The following is a 19518-nucleotide window of genomic DNA, read 5'->3' on the forward strand; positions in this document are numbered from 1 at the left end:
AAAAAGAAAATGAATTTAGAATTATTGATTATAATTACGGTTATCTCGATACAAGTATATGTTTTTATAAGAACATTTCTTAGAATTGAAAAACTAAAAAAATATTTTTCATCAAAAGAAAAAATCAAAATCAAAAATAAAAAAGTAAAGTTTTCTGAAGGTTCATCAGAAGAAATGACTATTGATTATATTTCAATCAATGACGATTCTTCGAATGAATTTAATGAGAATGTTTCATCAATAAACTCATATTTAGGTAAAAATAAAGGAAGTGCAGCTGATTTTAATATTATAAAAGATATTACAGAAAGACATATAGATTCTATTATTAATGGTATAAACAGTACGGTATCAACCCCTCTTTTTTTAGGTTTAGCGGGGACTTTTTTTGGTGTTATTTATGGTCTAAGTTTTTTAGATTTTCCAGTAGATGAAAACGGCATTTCAGTAATCTCAACGGAAAGTTTAGGCTTATTGATTAACGGTATAATTACAGCTATGGTTGCAAGTGCAGCAGGATTAATATTAACATTAGTAAATTCTGCTTTCTTTTATAAAAATGCCTTATATAAAAACGAACAGGATAAAAATAAATTTTATGATTTTATTCAAAGCGAATTACTTCCAAAGCTTTCTAGAGATGTGTCTGATAGTTTAGGTAATTTAAAAAGTAACTTAGATCATTTCAATAATAAATTTGGTGAAAATTTAGTAAGTTATAAAGATAGTTTTTCATTGTTAAATGAAAATTTAAAAATGGAAAAGGATTTTTTAGATGCTGTTCAACAAGTTGGTTTAAATAAACTTTCGAATCAAATTGTAAAAACCTTTGAACAAGTCAATAAATCTACTAATGACTTTCATGATTTTCAAAAATATCAAGAAGGTTTAAATTCTAATATGAATGCATCTATTAGTATTTTAAAGCAATACAATAAAGTTACTTCAGATTTTGGAAACTTTAATAACAATTTAAATTTAGTGTCTGAACATATTATTGAGTCTTCAGATTTTTATCATCAGTTTAAAACCTTTTTAGAAAGTCATTTTTCAGAAGTTGAAGTTAGAAAGAACGCTTTTACAAATTCAATAGATGTTATAGATAGTGCTTTGACAAATAAGTTAAAAGAATTATCGAGTAAGACAATTGATCAAAAAGATTTTTATAATGAACAATGGAGAAAAACAGTTGATATATTAAACCAAGATATAGTAAACCTTTTTTCAAAACTTTCGGATTATGTGGAAGCGGAAGCTGATTCTTTAAAAAGTTATATTTCGGCTGAAGAACACGGACTTCAAAAAATATTTGAATCTAATAAAGAGTTTTTTAAAGACTTTAGATACGTTGAGCAGTTGTTTACAAAATTTTCTTCATATGCTGAGATATCGCATATTCATCAGCAGAATATTGAAAGTGGTTTGGAAGTGGTTACGAAGTTACTTTCTGATGATGCAAGCTTGATTAATGTAAATAAAAACCTTGTTGAGATTAAAATAGCTATTGAAAAGTTAGCAATGAGTATTAGCGAATCGAAAAAAGAATAAAATGAGTAGAAAGAAAACTGATTTTTTTTGGTTAAGTTATTCTGATCTTATGACGAGCTTATTTTTTGTAATGTTAGTTCTATTTATATTGGTTTTTTCAATAATGAGCTATGAACAGAGTAGGCTAAAATTAAAGTTAGCTGAATTTGAGAAATTACAAGAGATAAAAAAAGCAATAAATAGTCTAGATAAAACGTATTTTAAATATGATGAGGTTAATAAAAGACATGAATTAAAGCTAGAAGTATTATTTCGTTCTGGAATTTCTAGAATTCCTGAAGCTAATAAGGACGAATTATATAAAGCAGGTTTAGCTTTAAGAGATTTAGCAGATAAAATGCCAGAGAACCAGGAAGGTATAAAGTATTTAGTAATTATTGAAGGAATGGCTGCTCGTTATTCTGCTCCTTCGGAAATATATAAAAATAAACAAGCACACCGAATAGACGGTACATATATTTTAAGTTATAATAGAGCAAAGGCGTTATATAATTTTTGGCAATCAAAGGGAATCATTTTTAATGAAGATATGTTTGAAATTGTCTTAGCAGGTAGCGGTTGGTTTGGGGCAGGGAGATATACAGGTGATTTGGAAGGAAAGAATAAAAGGTTTTTAATTCAAATAATACCCAAAGTTGGAGAAATAGATGCAAAAAATGATTAATAGGTATAAAAATAGTATCCTTTTATCTGCAATTGGTGATTCCTTAGGTTGGATTACTGAATTTGAAAAGTCAAAAGATAGCATAAATACTAAATATGGAAATATTGAAGTTACAAGTTTTCAAGATTGGGAAAAATATGTAGGTGGAAGATTTAATGGGTATTTGGATAAAATTAAAAAAGGTGCTTATTCAGATGATACACAATTACTCTTAGCTGTTGCAAGAGCAATTAATGAAGACGGAAGAGTTGATAATGTCTATTTTTCTAAAATTGAATTAACTTCTTGGCTTAGTTATGCTAGAGGTGCAGGTCGCACGATAAAAAATGCAGCAAAAAAAATATCTCGAAAATCTGCAGATTGGAACAATAATTTCTTCGTTTTTTCTGCTGGTAAGAACAAAATAGATTATCGTGAAAGTGGAGCAAACGGTGCTGCAATGCGTATTCTACCAATTGCACTGGCAAATAGAGGTAAACCAGAGATTATTAAAGAAGAAATTTTTTCAAATAGTATAATAACACATGGACATCCAAGAGCTCTCGTTGGAGCAATTTTATATGGATTTGCTGTCAATAAAATGTTACAACAAAATTTACTGGATTTCTCTTATAAAGATTATCTCACAGATTTAGGGAGTAATATAGAAGAACAATATAATACTTCATTTCTATCCAATTCTAAATATACAGATTGGCAAGATAAATGGAACTCAGAATGGTCATTAGATTTTATAACGCTATATAATGAAACAGTTAATGAAGTTTTAATAGCATTAAGGTCGGTATATTTAAATATTAAAAATAATAACAATGAAACGGATGCTTTAACTGAATTTGGTTGTTTTGATCCAAAGACTAAAGGTTCTGGTGTAGCTACTGTAATTGCCGGAATTTATTTGTCTATAAAGCATTATAACAATCCTAAACAAGCAATAATTTCGTCTGTAAATGCTATTGGGGCAGATACAGATAGTATTGCCGCTTTTGCAGGTGGACTTTGTGGTGTATTATATGAAGGTAACTGTGTTCCAAAGGAATGGAGCCAAGTACAGGATGAAATGTATTTGTCAAATATGGCAGAAAAGTTATATGGTATTTCAAAAGGGGGTTTTGAAAAAATCAATAAACAAGAAGTCATTTTTGAAATGAAATCCTTGAACGATATTAAAAACGATTCATATCAATTGAATGAAAAAATAACTTTCAATCCTTTGGGTGAAGGAGTAATTATTAAAATTGATCGACAAAAAACGTTAACGTCAGGTAAGTACAATCTCATCCTGGATGTTGAGTTTAATTGTGGTCAGTCTTGTAAGTTTTCAAAAATGCTAGATATTAAATCCAATAATGCTGAAACCTTTTTTGAAAATTAAATTATATTAAAATGTTTAGAATACTGATAACTAGTAGTTTATTTTCTAAATTACAGAATAGACTTAAAGTAGTAAATCGTAGAGGTGTGCATTTAAATGCTATTCCAAACCGGCCTCGTTTTAAGTTTGATTTAAATAGATTATCTCATTTAGAAAAAAGTTTACCACAAAATTTTATAAATGCGTTACTTTCAGAAAAACCTCTGAAATTTGATGTGAGCAGGAAAAAAATGTTCTAGATAATAATTCGCTTTTGTTACTTTCGTGTCTGATATAGTTGAAATAATATTTACCCTAATATTGTGTTTAGTCTTTTTCTAAATTATTTAAGCTTTTTTTTGAATAGAAATAAGCGTTACCACGCTTTTTAAACTCAAGTTTTCCTTGGATTCTATAATGCATTAAATCACAGCTTTTAATTTTGGTAGTTTTCATAGCGTCTTTGCTTGAAACCCATAACTTGTTTTCTTTATTATTAGGCATATTTTTAGTTTTTAATTTAAACAACTGACAAACAGGTGTTTGTGTGGTTTTTTGTGGTTTTCGAAATAAATATTTATCTAAATGGATGAGTTCATCCATTTAGATAAATATAATATATTATCTTGCACTACTAATTAAATTTATATTAAAAATTAATGATTTCAGATCAAGAATCTTATAGGTTTTCGGGGCATGATACGTTTCATTGTAAGGAACAGTGGGTTTTGAAAGGAGCGCAACTAGTTGAAAAAGAAGGTGGTATATGTGTTTTTAGAGGAAATGAAGCTATTCCTTTATTAGGCGTTGGTAAAAATATGGTTAGATCCATTAATCATTGGTTAAGAGCTTTTGGTATATTAAGTAAAGATGATAATGTAAGTGGTTTTGCTAATTTACTATTTCTAGAAGATAAATTAGACCCTTATTTGGAAAATGATGGCTCGTTGTGGTTACTACAATATTATTTGTGCAAAACTAATCATTCATCAATTTTTAAATTAATATTTTCAAGTTATTTTTCAGATAAAGCTACTTTGGATTTTTCTGAATATCAAATTTTTAATTATGTTAATAGACTTCTTATAAAGAAGGGGGTAAAAGAAGTAGCTGAAAAAACTTTTAATTCTGATTTTAAGGTTTTTATTCGAACTTATGTTTCTCCTGCTAAAAATGAAAAAACCGTAGAAGATGATTTTAACGCCCCGTTGCTGAGCTTGAATCTAGTGTCAGATACGGGAAGAAAGAATGCAGCAAACCAAACTATTTATAGGTTAAACAGAGGTGTTCAAGACAGCGTGTCTTGTGAGATTTTCGGGTATTGCATATTAGATGAATTTAAAAATGAAACATCAATTACTTATGATGAAATAAGAAAGAAAATTGGTTCTTATCTGTGTTTATCTAATGAAGGATTAGAAACTCTGATAGATAAGCTTTGTGAAGAAAACAATGAATTCATTTATAAAGATGACGCAGGAGTTAGACAGTTACAAATGAAAAAAAGCTCAGAGAATTTTAAAAATATAATGTTGAAAAGACACTATGACATACAGTAATAATATTTCAACCAATATAGTTAGGGATGAATCTAAGGAAATAGATTACGTAGTAACCCCTAACACTAAGGAAATTTTTGATAGGATTTTTATAAATAATTATGGTGCTAATAAATCGTTTAACTTAATAGGTAACTACGGTACAGGTAAATCAACATTTCTTTGGGCTCTTGAAAAAAATTTAAATAAAGAAAAAATCTTTTTTAATGACCTAACCCCCAAAGAAGATAGTATATTAGATTTTGAATTTATAAAAATAATAGGCGAGAATAATTCTCTTTTAAATGTATTAGGTAAAGAACTTAATCTTAGGGGGGAAGTTGATAATTCTAGAATAATTAGCGCTTTGGAAAAGAGGAGGGTAAAAGCTCTTGCAAGCAAAAAAGGTGTTGTATTAATAATAGATGAGTTTGGTAAATTTTTAGAATATGCTTCAAAGAATAAATCTGCTGATGAATTATTTTTAATTCAGCAAATTTCCGAGTGGGCAAATGATGATTCAAATGACACGTATTTTATTATTACGTTGCATCAAAATTTTTCAAGTTATGGTAATAGCTTGTCTAATCAAGATAAGTTAGAATGGGAGAAAGTTAAAGGACGATTTGTAGATTTAGTTTTTAACGAACCTGTAGAACAACTTATTTATTTTGCCAGTAAAAAACTAAAGGAGTTCTCTATTCCTGTAAAAAATAAATCAGATTTTAAGAACTTATTAAAGCTTATACAGAATTCGAAATTAGTAAGTCACAACAAATTAGTTAATGAAGAATTAAGTGATTCTTTATATCCACTAGATTGGTTGTCATCAAATGTTTTAGTCAATTCTCTTCAGCGTTATGGGCAAAATGAGAGATCTTTATTTTCATTTTTAAATGATGATACAGATTATTCGATTAAGCACTTAAAAGAAAATTTTTATTCTGTTTCTAATGTGTATGATTATTTAGTAAACACATTGTCAACAGAAATTAATAGTTCCGATAATCCTCATAGAGCTCAATGGCTAACTACCTTTAGAGCGTTAGAAAGAGCTGAGTTAGTTTTTGAAGAAGATTACTTAAAGGTTTCAGAAGTAATAAAAACCATAGGATTAGTTAATATTTTCTCTAAGGTAGGGGGGCTTTTCGATAAAAAAATTATAGCTAGATATTTTAAACTAACAAGAGGTTCTGATGTCCTACCTATTTTAGATGAACTGGAAAGAGCAGGTATTATTAGATTTTATAAGCATAGCAATAAAATAAATTTTTTAGAAGGAACAGATTTAGATTTAGAACAAGAATTAATTACTGTTAGTAGAGAAATTAATCCTGATTTTTCTATTGCCAATGAAATTAAAGAGCTCGTAGATCTGCCTGTTATACTCGTTAAAAGATATTCTTTTGAAACGGGGACGAGACGTTTTTTTGAATACCGAATATTTGACTCGTATAATGAAGTTACAGAAGCAGAGGGCGTAATAGATGGTTATATTAACTTGGTTTTTGAAGATTTAAAAGTTTCTGATATTAAAAAGAAATCAAAAGATTCTATTTCTAATATTTTTGTGTTGTATAAGAACTCTTTTCAGATTAGAAACGAGGTTTTAATGATTCTAAAATTTAATAAGCTTTTAGAAAAGCATCAAGACGATAAAAACGCATTAAAACTTTTAAATTCTGAAAGGGAGTTTCATTTGCAACAGCTAGAAAATCTTGTAATTAATAAGTTGTTTAATAATGATAAGAATATCTGGATTAATAATGGTAAAGCTGAGCTTATAGTAAGTAAGCATAAACTTTATGAATGGTTAACGGAGATATGTTACACTATTTACGAAAAAACACCAGTATTTAACAATGAACTTATAAATAAGCAATTTTTAAGCACGCCTATTAGTACAGCTAGAAAATATTTGATAAGAAGTTTATTGGAGAATGTTCACTTAGAAAACTTAGACTTTCCTAATGATAAATTTCCTCCTCAAAAAGCTATTTATATTAGTTTATTAAAGGATTCAGGAATACATCAAGAAAATAAAAAATTAGGTTATTATGAGTTAAAGAAACCAAGTAAAAAGTCTTACTTATATAATCTGTGGCAGGAGTCTGAAGATTTTCTAAAAAGTACTTTGTCCAATAAAAGAAATTTACTTGAATTTTATGAGCTATTGGAGCAAAAACCCTATAAACTCAAAAAAGGCTTTATTGACTTTTGGGTACCGCTCTTTTTGATAGCTAAAAAGGAAGATTATGCTTTGTTTCATTCTAATGGAGGGTTTGTTCCCTTTATAACAGAAGACACAATAGATTTGATCCATAAAAAACCACAAGACTTCTTAGTAAAAAGTTATGATGTTTCAGGGTTAAAGGTTAATTTATTAGAAAGTTACAAGGAGTTAGTTCAAATTGGTGATTCTACTTCTAAAGGAACTCAATCTACTTTTTTATCTATTTTCGGAAACTTTTTAAGGTTTCAAAGAGGATTAAATAACTATACTCTTAAAACCGACAAATTATCTATTAAGGCGATTAAGTTAAGGGAAGCAATTATTACCTCAAGGGACCCTGAGGATGCCTTGTTTAATTTATTTCCTACCGCTTTAGGTTTCCATTCATTAGCAATAAAAGAGGATGTAGAGGTTCTTAATTCATTTACAAACCATATACAAGATGCTATTAGGGAAATACGTAGTGCTTATGATGAATTGCTTAATAGGGTAGAACAGGTTATTATAGAGTCACTTTATTGCTCATCTCGGGAGTTTGAAGTTTATAAAAATGAAATTAACTCTAAGATTAATCAAATTAATCCATCGACTTTAGGTAAAGTTCAAGGTGTTTTTTACAAACGGTTGATGTCTCCTTTAGATGATAGGATAAGCTGGATTAAATCTGTTGCAGATGCAGCCTTAGGAAAAGGTCTTGAAGATCTATTAGACGAAGAAGAACCATTATTAATGGATACAATAAAAGATTTGTCTTTAGGCTTAATAAAAGCTTCAGAAATTCGTAATTTTAATAAAAATTCAAATAAAGGGACATTATACTCTATTCGCTTTTTTGGTGAGACGGGAGAATTTGTTGATAAATCATTAGTTGTAGACACAAATAGCTCCAAAGAATTTATGTCCATCAAGCAAAATATAAGCAAAACAATTAACAAGTTAGATGAAGCTAAAAGGAAAGAGCTTTTAATTGAGCTGCTCTCAAAAGAAATGCATATTTAGTAATGGGAAAAGTAAAACATTTATTAGGTATATCAGGTGGAAAAGATAGTGCAGCACTATCTATTTACATGAGTCAAAAATACCCTGAACTTGATATAGAATATTATACTTGTGATACAGGAAAAGAATTAAAAGAAACTTATGATTTAATAGGTAGACTTAATTCTGTTTTAGGACGAGATATTGAATTATATAAATCTATGGATGAGGATAATTCACCTATGAAAAATCCTTTTGATCACTTTTTAGCAATGTATGGAGGCTACTTACCTTCTGCAACAGCCAGATGGTGTACAAACAAGATGAAATTACAGCCTTTTGAAGCTTATGTAAGTGATGAGCCAACAATTTCTTATGTAGGTATTAGAGGAGATGAAAACAGGGAAGGCTACATTTCTAAAAAAGAAAATATTCAAACTATTTTTCCTTTCAGAAAAAATATTTGGAGTGAAGATGTTATAAAAAAGCTTTTAATCAATTCTAATATCGAAATGGTTAAAGCGTATTATCAAGAATATGCTAATAAAAATATATTGCCTAATGCTTTGCAATATGTTGAACAACTTATTTCTCCAAAGTTCACACAAACACAAAAGCTAAACGCTTTAATGGATGTAGATTTAAAACTGTTTAATAAAGTGGTTTTTGAATTTTTGAAGACTACAGATTACCCAATTGGTAAGTTAGATGAGTTTCCTTTAATTGAAAATGATGAAATTATTGGTTTAGATGATGTTTTTCAGATTCTTGAAGAATCGGGAGTAGGTATTCCAGCTTATTATAAACCAATTGAGTATCAAGTAGAGATTGATGGTGAAATTAAAAAAGGAACATACTCTAGAAGTAGATCTGGTTGTTTTTTCTGTTTTTACCAGCAAAAAATTGAGTGGGTTTGGTTGTTAGAACAGCATCCTGAATTATATGCCAAAGCTATTGAATACGAAAAAGAAGGCTATAGCTGGATGGCAGAACGTTTGGAAGATTTAGAAAAACCTGAACGTGTTGCTTCTATAAAGAAAGAGCATTTTTTAAGAATGAATAGACAAAAGAAAAAATCTAGAACAGGACAATCATGGCAAGACGATATTCTTGAAGCTGAAGGAGAAGGTTGTGCTAGTTGTTTTATTTAATTAAAAATCTATAAATATGTTCAAAATATCTTATAAAGACATAACCTTATTTTCTATCATAGGAGTTATGGCTTTGGTAATTATAAATTTAATTTGGAAAAATAATATTATAGTAACATCTATAACAACTGTGTTAGGCTCAATTTTAGCTAGTGTTATTATTTCTATGATTTATCAAAACAGTCTACATGATTCTTTTCAGACTTATAAGAAAATAGGTATTCGGAATACATTTAAAAATTTTGAAGAAGCTTTTGACGACATCAAGAAGGATATTGGTAAATGTAAAAAAGCAGATATCTTTTTTATGTTTGGTTCATCTTTTATAAATAGTTCATCATCATATATTAAAGATGCATTATCAAATAAAAGTACCAAAGTAAGATTTTTTATTTTTGATGAGAATAATCCTTTTATTGAGGCCTATGGAAGTCAGTGGTCTAAAGATGGCGAAAAATATGACACAGAAGGTATAAAAAAATTAATAAAGGAGAGCTTTGCCAATATTCAAAAAATTTATGAAACTATAGACGAAGAAGAGCGTGGAACATTAGAGATTTACAAAATAAAAGTATCTTCCTTATCTTATTCATTTTATAAAATAGACAATAAATTGTATTATGTTCCTTCAAAACTCACGACTAGTAAGTTGTTTAAACATCCTGTTTTTCTTTTTGAAAAATCAGATGATAGAAGAAACTTGTATAATTCAATTGAAAATGAAATAGACCTTATGATTAATGATCAAGAAATTATAAAAATATACCCAAAATGATTTGTTTTTTAGATTTTGAAACAACCGGAATAGATGTTTTTAAAGATCACCCAATTGAAATTGGTGCTGTATTGGTAAATGATAATTTAGAAATTGTTAAGGAATATCATTCATTTATCAACCCAAATAGAAAAAGAAAATTTAAAATATCAGCGATTAAAACTCACGGGATTGAATCCATAGATCAGTTGAAGAAGTACCCTATATCGATGGATATCTTGTTAAGTTTTTTTGAGGAATTCGGTACAAATTACTGTTTTTCAAGTTGGAATATTTCTTTTGATGTAACATTTTTTAGGAAACTTTGTCATCAAAATAACATGATGACAAAATATAATGAAATAAACTATAGACATTTAGATTTACAGTCAATAATGTCATTTTATTACAAAATAAATAAAATAGGAATAGACAAAAATTCACTAGACAACACTTGTCTTAATTTTAACATAAAAAGGAGCGAGAAACATAATGCTTTAGAGGATGCTAAACTTCTATTTGAGATATATAAAAAAATTATTCCAAATAATTGATTGACTTAAGGCGTTTATAAGACCTATTAACTAAATTTATTCCTTTATGTAAGAATTTATAAATGATATTCACACTCTAATATTACTGTAATATTAGAGTGTGAATATCATTTATAAATTCTTTTTTTTAATAACTTCTGATATGCTTGTTTTCAAACGACTTAATCAAATCATGATTTATTTTTAAATTTTCTATTTTAGAACTAAGCTCTGTTTTACTTTTATTAGCATTCTGGGATTGTTCTTTTTTGACTTAAGCAGGGTTTTGTTTTTTTCCAAACAATAGTATACGTATTCTTTAATAAAACTGAAGCTCTCTTATTTTATAGGTTAAAAAATATACAGAGCAACTAATTTAAGTTCTTTAAAACATATTATCTTTATCAACTACGGTTATAACATAATTTTTATACTCAGGATCTAAATAATGCAATTGATCTCTTACTCTTTGTCGCAAGGCAATGGCAGGTTCCAAACAGTGCTTTATAAAATCTACATCATTTACATCTCTTAAATTAGGAAATAGTAATTTCAAAAAGCCTGAGGCCATTCTCATAATTGCTTTCTTATCTCTTAAATCAGTTGTACCAATAAAATGACTTCTATCTTCAACAAATTTATCAAACTCAACTCGACTCCTTAAAGCATGGAATATTTCACCAATAAAATCCGCTTTAAATCCCATTCCATTAGACAAAGTTGATGTCTTAATTCTAGGTAATTCCCAGCCTTCAATAATACCGTGAATTCGATCTATAAAAGCAGTTTCTTGAAGTATTTGTGGGAGTTCTTTAAATAAGTTCTTTGAATTAATAGGCAAGCCGTTAGAATCCATTTGCACATTAGCAATAAATACAGCTCCAGAATCTGCAGTAGACTCAAATTTACCTTTAGCATATTTACCAGACTCAAGATACGTTTTTAAATTTGAAACTGTGACAGCTGGATTTGTGAATGAAAGACTTTGTGCTTCATCAAAAACAACAGCATCAAATTGTGTTAGTAAACCAGGAACTTTTGAGTTTTCATTATAGAATAAAACTGCTGGCGATATTGACCCTGTAACGAGTCTGCTATATCTTGAAAAATTTCCAAAAACAAATGATTTACCAGTTCCTTTGGGTGCAAGTTCAAAAAGATTCAGTCTTTTTTGGACAAAGGGAAGTAAACGACTCAATAATACCTGTTTAGTTTTATCTTTAGTATAACCTTCGGGATTTAATCCAATAGAATTAATTAAAATGGCAATCCATTCTTCCAAAGAAAACTCAAGTCTTTGAGCTGCAAATTTATCAAAATCGATTTGAGAGGCTTGTAACGGTACAAAATTTTGAAGCCAAACTTCACCTCCTTTATCATCTATTTGGTAGTTGTAAACAGCCGCACCCCAAAGACCACCTTGTAATAATCGTGGAAATTGATCAAGTAATTGTTCTTCTATGAAAGCTTTCTGATTACCTAAACTTGAAGACTCGACGTACGTCTCATTCTTCTTTAGGTCTACTTTTGGACTAATAAATTCTAAAATTGTAACATTATCACCATTTTTCAACTTACTTTTTAAAAGTTCAATATCACTTTTTTTAGGAATATACCTAGATACAAAATCCAATACTTTTTCCTTAACATCATCATCCCATTCTCCCCCTTTTAACTCTCTATCTATTAACCACTCCCCAACAAATACAGGTATACTTTGTTCGTTTAAGCCTGAACTGCTATAAAGGTTTTTGTCGATACTAGCATCTTCAAAAACAGCCAATATTTTTTCTTTTAAATCCTTTTCCATTTTTTTTAATTGAATAAATTGTCTAGATTATCATTTACCGATTTCTTAATCCCTACTTTAACTACTAATGTTTTTCTTTGTTTTTCTCCAAAAAGAGAATAATCTATAACTACATTTAGTTGTGTCTTATGCTCCTTAATCAGAATATTTTTGGGTAGCTTAATATTACCTTCACACATCTTTGATGATAGTGGGTTAAGTTTTTGATTAAATGAAATATTGAAGTTCTGATCTTCTAATATTTGTATACTTTCAATATCAACAACTGCATCATTATCATTTTTAATTATGAATTTAATTTTATCGGTATATCCTAGTCGTAAATCGACGTCTCCGGAAACAATTACCTTAATTGGTAATATTTCATTTTGTGCTACTTCACAAATTAAAAAAGGAACAATGGTTTCTTCAGGTGTAAGGCCACCGTGTCTGTAGCCATAATCAAATCTTCCGAAATATCTATATCCTCTTGCTAAAGCCCAGTCCTTAACATTTCTAGAAACTTCTTTTTTAAGATAATAAATTTCATTCTCATCTAAATGAGCTTTCGATAAAGTTTTTGTTAGTTCTACACATCTTTCTTTTGGATTATCTTTACATGCTTCTAGTAATGAAGAATTTTTTATAGTAAGCCCCTTGGTAAGGCATTTAGTGCTTCCATGATCTGTAGATATTATAAGTTTTATTTTCTTATCTGTACTAGCTTTTATCACATTTGCGATCTGTTTAATCCTAGCATTAAGCAACCGTTTTATTTCGTCTATCCTTCTGGTATCGATATGATTATCTTCTTTATGCATAAATTGATCTATTTCATGCCAATGTAAACAGCAAAGATCAAAATCTGAACTTAAAGCATCTCCAAAATGTTTTATGCTATTTTTAAAAATTACATCCTTAAATTTAAAGGCTCTCTTCAATGACTCCTCTTTATTATTTGTATATCCTTCCGATTGAGGAAAAACACCTCCTAACTGAGTAGGCATGCCAATTTCCGTTATAGTTGGAATAGCTGCGAAATTGTAACTTTCTTGTATCTTATTTACACCATGAGATTTTAAGATAGAATTTAATGTTTCCGTATAAACAGATGGAAAACCATCAATAATTAACCAAATAACACTAGAACCTGATAATTCATCATGAATTTTATTGGTTATATTATAATTAGTTTTAATACCACTTTGAATTATATCAGAATATGAATCAAACAGCCAATCAGAATAAATATTAGCATACTCTTCAACTAATTTTACATCATCATCATTAGGGAATTCATCTAGATAAAATTTAAAAGGAATAAATTTTTGTACTGCCCAATTATGCCACGCATCAATTTTATCAGGTAGAGACATATTGTCAACTAAAGGAGGAGGAGTAAGGTCTGGTTTAATTAATGAATGTATTTTCTCTTCTAATTCGTAGTCTAATATATCTCTATAATTAGAAAAAATAATCTTTTTCTCACTTTTTGTAATAGATTTCACTTGTGATAAGTAAGCTCTAAGAGTTCCTTTATAGTAACCTTCTTCTTTAAAAAACGCTGTAATATCTTCTTGAAAAACGATTTTAAAAAATCTTTCTATTTTTATTTCATATTGCTCTTTAACATCTGTAGCAAACTTTGATTCAGTAAAAAACATTTCTAAATCTCGAGCTGAACATTTTAAATTAGATTGCAAGTAGGCCGTTTCATCATGGCTAAACTCCTTTAATAATGTATTGGAATTTGACATGTAAACTAACTGATTAATAACCTTACAGAAATCTTTATCCCTTTCCTTAATTTTAGAAACTAATGCTCTAATAAAATCTGTTTCACATACTATAATATCTAAATATTTAGACCATTTAATTTGCAAATATTTAGAATCTAAAAATGTTTTTGGTGGATTTATAGCAAAATTTGTAATTTCAAAGAGTACTTCTTTCAAATTTTCGGTATTTAGCAAAAACGATCCAATATACTTATTTACAATTGATTTTTCGGTTGGCTCAATAGTATCATTAATAAGATTAAGAAAGACAATATCTGTTTCTTCTAATTCTTTATCAATTTTAACATTTTTAAATTTATTTTGGAGAATTTTAGATGGCAATATATACTCTAAATCTATCTCGTTTTCAACATCATAAAACCAAGAGCTATAAGGACTAGAATTAACTAATATGACTTTGTATTGCAGATCATCATCACCCATTTTATGATTTAATATCAACTTTCGAGATTCAATAAAAGTTTCATCATCAGTAACAACAAATGCGTCTGAATAAGTTTCTAAATTATATTCATCAATAATTATTTTCATAATATAATCTGATTATTTGCCTTCAATAATATCATTTAACACTTTCCTCATTTGAGTTTCATTTAGCTGAAGCGAATCTTGCAGTATTAAGATTTCCTGTTTTACTTTTGTTTTTGCTTTTTTAAGTTTTTCTGCTTCTGGAAATTTCCATTTAATCAAATTATTGACGCCTTTCTTTAATGAAGTTATAAAAGCTTTTTGTTCTTTATCAGTCCATAGATTTGAATTACTATCAATCTTTAACTCTTCTGAAATCAATGGTATAATATTGCTAAGATTAAAATCATTTGCTGTTTTTTGAGCACTTTCATAGATAATGGTAGAAACCGAATCATTAAATAGCTTACCATCGATTTTATTCTTGTATGCATCGGATTGCTGAATATTACTATGGAGTTTATAACAAAATGATTCTTCATTCGAGGATTTGTCCTTAGTTTTTTCTTCATAAGCTTCTACGAGTTCAAACAAAGGTCTTTTATACTCGTCAAGTATATTTTTCAAATCGGTAAATTTATCGATATAAGAATCCAAAACTGTATCATTCCATTCCTTAAACAGAGGTAAATTAAATAGTTCGGCAGATTCTTCAAATATAAATGTCTCAAAAGTGCTTTCCTCGTCTAAAGATGCTATTAACTTTGAAATGTTAACTTCTGTTTTATTCCAATTTGCAATTTTTGTCCTTTCGGGTAATAGATTAAACCATTTTTTTACTTCAAGATATAGCGAATCTAAATCGCTTATTTTATTATTATCATATAGCCTTCCTAAAGCAATAAAAACTAGTTTTTGCTCTACGGGAGGCTTCCACTGTGTAATTTCATCAATACATTTTCGATATTTTTTTCCTATAACTCCTGCATCACTATTGCTCCAGGATTCCCATTGAGAAGAAATATGTTTAGGTAGGTATTCAATTTTCTCCCATGCTTGAGGAATTGTTTCAAGATAACGTGTTTTTGTAGCAGAAGGGAATAAGATTTGAGAAACCAATAAATTTGTTTCCTCCGAATACTGTTCCACTTGTTTTATAGCTGACATTGAATCCCACCATTCTTTCATAAAATCATCAAACTTAGCTTCAGAATCGCATTCTGCAGCTGATTTTTCTAGAGCTTCACGGGCAATAATTTGAAAGACCTCTAACGGGCTCTTCGTATATTCTTCAATTTGTTTTTTATATTCCTTGAATCTATTAATTAAATTGTACTTCCCATATGAAATATCATCCCAATCCTTCAATGGAGCTTCATTAAGTTTAACTAAATACAACTCAAATGGTTCACTTGTAAAACTATTTTTAATCTCTAACAACCAAGTTTTAATTATAGCACTTTCAAACTTACCACTCTGGTTTGGTGCGGGTAAGCTTTTGAACCATTTAGAAACTACTGGAGTGATTTCGTTTTTTGTTACAATAGTAGTTTCAAAAACTTGTTTTGCTAATTCTCTTATAATATCAGTTTTTAATTCTGCCTCTTTCTCTCCTGGGTATTTTTTAAAATAATCTAACTTTTCTATTAACATATCTACTTCACTCGAGTCTTCGATAAATTCTCGTCCTTTATTAAAAACTAGACTTGGCAGATATTCCTGAAAATACTGCTGACTAAGCCTCTCTTTGTCAGAGTCTTTTATTAGATATTCCTCTTTTAACGCATCAAGAGATTCGTAGAATTTCTGTAAATATATGTCTCCAGAATCTTTAATAATAGTTTTCGATAGCGTGGTTAAAAACTGATTTATACCAATAAACTTTTGAGACACGTCCATCCATGTGTTTACATCTTGTTTATCAAATAATTTTTTTAACTGATTTAAATATCGGAGCTCAGGCCCAGAAATTTCAATTTTTCTAATTAAAAAATCTTGAGGCTTTTTAATTAGTGAATCAATAAGGTCTACAGATAAATTCCGAACAATTTTACTTTTAGAATTAGAAATAGTTATTCTTTCAATATCATATCTAATATAAGCAGTGAGTAATAGCTTTATGATACTTTCTGATAATCCATAAGGTGCTTGTAATAATGAATTTATTATTTCAATAGGATTGACATACGAGCCTGATTTAAGCTTAATTTCAATAAGTTTCCAAGCTTTAAATATTTGCGAATCCTGAGCAGGCATTTTTATTTCCCCATACTGAATATTCTTTTCTCTCTTTTTATCTGATGTTAATTCTATGTTAGTGAAGAAATTTCTGATAATTCTTTTGTGAGCAGCATTATCATTATCATCTCTCAATACTATACGATCTTTATCTGAATTAAAGAGTAAATCTAAAGCTTGCTTACGATCTTTAGCCCCTCTGTTGCCTTCAATGAACCATAAAGCATCATCTTTTATTACGGGTGTTTCGGAAAAAAGAATTTCCATTCTAGAACTAACCCATTGACTAAATTTAGGCTTTGACTTTAATTCAATATCACACTCCTGTTGATAATTCCATTTCCAATTTGAAGGTTCATATAAATCTTTAATTTTAACTTCAAGTTGTCCTCTAACAATTTGAAATTGATCTTGTATATTTTTTAATCTTGCTGGATTTTGTATAATATCAGATCGTTTTGAAGTATTTTCAATTGACTTGTAGCGAAGTGTTTCTGTTATTAAAGAGTCAAATTGAAGAAGATTAACAGGTGAACCAAATATGATGTATGGAGCTAAAAAAGGTTTCTTTAAAACCTTGCTTTTAAGTTCTTCAATCTCATCCTCAGAACTTCCAATAAAATAAAATAAATATCCATTTCCAAAATATTTTGTACCTGACGTATAATATTTCTCTAATTCATCTAAACTAATAATTAAATCACCGATATCATTAATTGATTTAGTGAACAGACTTCTATTACAACCAAATTTATTATTTTGATCCCTTAACAAAAAGATTTCTTTTTCATGAATTCCTTTCCAAATACTCATACATTGTGACAAAGAGAGACTATCTAGTTTTCTTTCCTCTTCATCAATAATTTTTGATAAGGGAGCAGATCCAAAATCTGGAAATTGATAATTTTTATTAGTAGGGTTTAACTCCAATAATTCGTGAGTTGAGACTAAATCATGTAAAAGGTTTATAAATTCACTTTTCCTAGAATTCTCCCAATTCATAGCCCAAAAGAGAGTTTCTTCGTTTGGCTGGATTAAACTATTTTTTAAAATATTAAGTAAAAAAAGATTCTTCATTATCTGCCTATGATAGACATCTTTAACTTTACCAAAAGACTCTTGGTAAGCCTCATAATAAGTCTGAACCATTCCTCCTTTATCTTCCCTTATATTTTTAAGAAAGAAACCTAGTAATAAGTCTGGTGTAAAAAGATTTAATTTATCATCTTCATAAACATGTTTTTCTTCCAAATATATTCTAAAAGCCCCGTCTTTAGTTTCTATAGGACTTAAAAAATTGAACATTGATCTTGTATTCTGTGCAAATTCTGCTGATAACCTTGGAAGAATATACGATGTAAGTGGATGCAACGGGTAAAGATTTTGAAGAATTTTAGACTCTACCCATTCAGTATCTTTATTTGGATAGAGATTAAACTCTTTAATCATTTCAAGATTTTCTTTAAATAAAAGGTTTTCATTTATTTTAGAGAATTCAGTAGGGTTTTCTTTTATAAAAATCGCTCCCATTACTTCCTCTCCTTCAGATTCTGACACCATCAATTGATGTCTTTCAAACCTACCTATAACTTTATTTAAATCCTTTTCCTTACTTGCTCTTAAACTACTAGGATCTTGATGACTTGCTGAAATAAACATGATATTGCTGCTATCTTTCTTGTCTTTTATGTCTTCAATAAATTGTTGTATTGAAAGACCGCTTGCAGAAGAAGAACTATTAATCAGTTTACCAAGCATTTCGCCGAACTCATCATAGACAATAGCAATTCCTCGGAAACCTTGTTTTCTTATAGCTTTAGCCGTATCAGCAAATATTGGAAATGCCGATGTGTGGCTATCTGAAAAAGGGCTTCCGTTTATTTCCTTATAGATTTTTTTAAACTCTTTATATGTGCTTGGATCGTATAAATCAAGCTGTTCGATAAATTGCTTAATACTACTATTTTCAATATGACTCTCTAACTGCTTATAGTTTTGAGGACTTTTTTCCTTCCAATGATTAATAGTTTTTACCGCTTCTTCATAATTAGTTTTAGGCACATAATCAATATTATTTTTCTTTAGCGCAAACTTCAAACCCTCTAGCAAAGAATGATCAAAATCAAGATCACCGTACTCTGGTATTACCATTAGCATTGGCCCAGAATTTTCAATATGATTTTCTAAAGCACCCGAAAGCCCATCATTATAATAGTTCTCCTTGTCCTTAATTTTATCTATAAAACTAGTTTCAATTTTATTATTAGCTAAAATATTAGCTAATATTAATAGTAAATAAGATTTTCCAGTTCCGTAAGAAGAAATTATTAAATGTAGTTTTTTATCCGTGCTCTCAGAACAACTTAGCAATATACTTTTAAGAATATCACGAGAACTTTTATTAGGAAGATAGCCTCTAACCTTTTCTAAATTCCCTTCGGGACTTCTGTAGGAATAATCACGCAATACATTTACCTCAGTAGCAAAAGCATCAGATAATTTTATAACTTTACTTAATTTCATGTGTTACT

The 19518-nt window shown here is 28.9% G+C and carries 12 protein-coding genes; 8 read left to right on the forward strand and 4 right to left on the reverse strand.

All coding sequences use genetic code 11. The annotated features are described in order from the left end of the window. The first annotated feature begins 9 nt into the window (after positions 1-9). The 3 genes from V6246_RS00625 to V6246_RS00635 are packed head-to-tail and all read left to right on the forward strand — an operon-like array spanning position 10 to position 3587. Positions 10-1548 carry a hypothetical protein gene (locus V6246_RS00625; protein ID WP_341558511.1) on the forward strand — a complete coding sequence of 513 codons (1539 nt, stop codon included), beginning with the start codon at positions 10-12 and terminating at the stop codon, positions 1546-1548. A 1-nt stretch (position 1549) separates the two neighbouring features. Next, the gene (locus V6246_RS00630; RefSeq protein WP_341558512.1) at positions 1550-2212 is read left to right on the forward strand and encodes a hypothetical protein; all 663 of its coding nucleotides are present in this window, start codon (positions 1550-1552) and stop codon (positions 2210-2212) included. Continuing rightward, on the forward strand, positions 2196-3587 hold the full coding sequence (locus V6246_RS00635) for an ADP-ribosylglycohydrolase family protein (protein ID WP_341558513.1): 1392 nt from the start codon (positions 2196-2198) through the stop codon (positions 3585-3587). The genes V6246_RS00630 and V6246_RS00635 overlap by 17 nt, the downstream gene beginning before the upstream one ends. A gap of 306 nt (positions 3588-3893) precedes the next feature. Here the strand turns inward: V6246_RS00635 and V6246_RS00640 are convergent, their stop codons facing one another. Further along, a complete protein-coding gene (locus tag V6246_RS00640; RefSeq protein WP_341558514.1) occupies positions 3894-4070 on the reverse strand; it encodes a hypothetical protein in 177 nt (58 codons plus the stop codon). Between the two features lie 155 nt (positions 4071-4225). On the opposite strand from V6246_RS00640, the gene V6246_RS00645 reads away from it, so the two are divergent. From V6246_RS00645 to V6246_RS00665, 5 genes are read left to right on the forward strand one after another with little or no spacing between them, the layout of a single operon-like run. Then, positions 4226-5125 (forward strand): DUF4007 family protein, encoded by a 900-nt coding sequence (locus V6246_RS00645; protein ID WP_341558515.1) that lies wholly within the window; start codon positions 4226-4228, stop codon positions 5123-5125. Continuing rightward, the gene (locus V6246_RS00650; protein ID WP_341558516.1) at positions 5112-8336 is read left to right on the forward strand and encodes an ATP-binding protein; all 3225 of its coding nucleotides are present in this window, start codon (positions 5112-5114) and stop codon (positions 8334-8336) included. The genes V6246_RS00645 and V6246_RS00650 overlap by 14 nt, the downstream gene beginning before the upstream one ends. A 2-nt stretch (positions 8337-8338) precedes the next feature. Beyond that, the gene (locus V6246_RS00655) at positions 8339-9466 is read left to right on the forward strand and encodes a phosphoadenosine phosphosulfate reductase family protein (protein ID WP_341558517.1); all 1128 of its coding nucleotides are present in this window, start codon (positions 8339-8341) and stop codon (positions 9464-9466) included. Positions 9467-9482: 16 nt separating this feature from the next. After that, a complete protein-coding gene (locus tag V6246_RS00660; RefSeq protein WP_341558518.1) occupies positions 9483-10241 on the forward strand; it encodes a hypothetical protein in 759 nt (252 codons plus the stop codon). Further along, the gene (locus tag V6246_RS00665) at positions 10238-10774 is read left to right on the forward strand and encodes a 3'-5' exonuclease (RefSeq protein WP_341558519.1); all 537 of its coding nucleotides are present in this window, start codon (positions 10238-10240) and stop codon (positions 10772-10774) included. The genes V6246_RS00660 and V6246_RS00665 overlap by 4 nt, the downstream gene beginning before the upstream one ends. Positions 10775-11138: 364 nt before the next feature. Here V6246_RS00665 and brxL read toward each other — a convergent pair whose 3' ends face one another. The 3 genes from brxL to V6246_RS00680 are packed head-to-tail and all read right to left on the reverse strand — an operon-like array spanning position 11139 to position 19510. After that, entirely contained in the window at positions 11139-12563 is a 1425-nt protein-coding gene (brxL, locus tag V6246_RS00670; protein ID WP_341558520.1) for a BREX system Lon protease-like protein BrxL, read from the reverse strand. A 5-nt stretch (positions 12564-12568) separates the two neighbouring features. Continuing rightward, a complete protein-coding gene (locus tag V6246_RS00675) occupies positions 12569-14872 on the reverse strand; it encodes a hypothetical protein (protein WP_341558521.1) in 2304 nt (767 codons plus the stop codon). A 12-nt stretch (positions 14873-14884) separates the two neighbouring features. Then, positions 14885-19510: a hypothetical protein gene (locus V6246_RS00680; protein WP_341558522.1), complete on the reverse strand. Its 4626-nt coding sequence runs from the start codon at positions 19508-19510 to the stop codon at positions 14885-14887. Positions 19511-19518: the final 8 nt, after the last annotated feature.

The organism is Algibacter sp. TI.3.09 (assembly GCF_038154905.1).
Lineage (GTDB): Bacteria > Bacteroidota > Bacteroidia > Flavobacteriales > Flavobacteriaceae > Algibacter.

Coding starts and splice junctions, on each gene's coding strand:
- V6246_RS00640 (WP_341558514.1), bottom strand. CDS start 4,070: ATGCCTAATAATAAAGAAAACAAGTTATGGGTTTCAAGCAAAGACGCT.
- V6246_RS00655 (WP_341558517.1), top strand. CDS start 8,339: ATGGGAAAAGTAAAACATTTATTAGGTATATCAGGTGGAAAAGATAGT.
- V6246_RS00645 (WP_341558515.1), top strand. CDS start 4,226: ATGATTTCAGATCAAGAATCTTATAGGTTTTCGGGGCATGATACGTTT.
- V6246_RS00660 (WP_341558518.1), top strand. CDS start 9,483: ATGTTCAAAATATCTTATAAAGACATAACCTTATTTTCTATCATAGGA.
- V6246_RS00680 (WP_341558522.1), bottom strand. CDS start 19,510: ATGAAATTAAGTAAAGTTATAAAATTATCTGATGCTTTTGCTACTGAG.
- V6246_RS00630 (WP_341558512.1), top strand. CDS start 1,550: ATGAGTAGAAAGAAAACTGATTTTTTTTGGTTAAGTTATTCTGATCTT.
- V6246_RS00635 (WP_341558513.1), top strand. CDS start 2,196: ATGCAAAAAATGATTAATAGGTATAAAAATAGTATCCTTTTATCTGCA.
- brxL (WP_341558520.1), bottom strand. CDS start 12,563: ATGGAAAAGGATTTAAAAGAAAAAATATTGGCTGTTTTTGAAGATGCT.
- V6246_RS00675 (WP_341558521.1), bottom strand. CDS start 14,872: ATGAAAATAATTATTGATGAATATAATTTAGAAACTTATTCAGACGCA.
- V6246_RS00665 (WP_341558519.1), top strand. CDS start 10,238: ATGATTTGTTTTTTAGATTTTGAAACAACCGGAATAGATGTTTTTAAA.
- V6246_RS00625 (WP_341558511.1), top strand. CDS start 10: ATGAATTTAGAATTATTGATTATAATTACGGTTATCTCGATACAAGTA.
- V6246_RS00650 (WP_341558516.1), top strand. CDS start 5,112: ATGACATACAGTAATAATATTTCAACCAATATAGTTAGGGATGAATCT.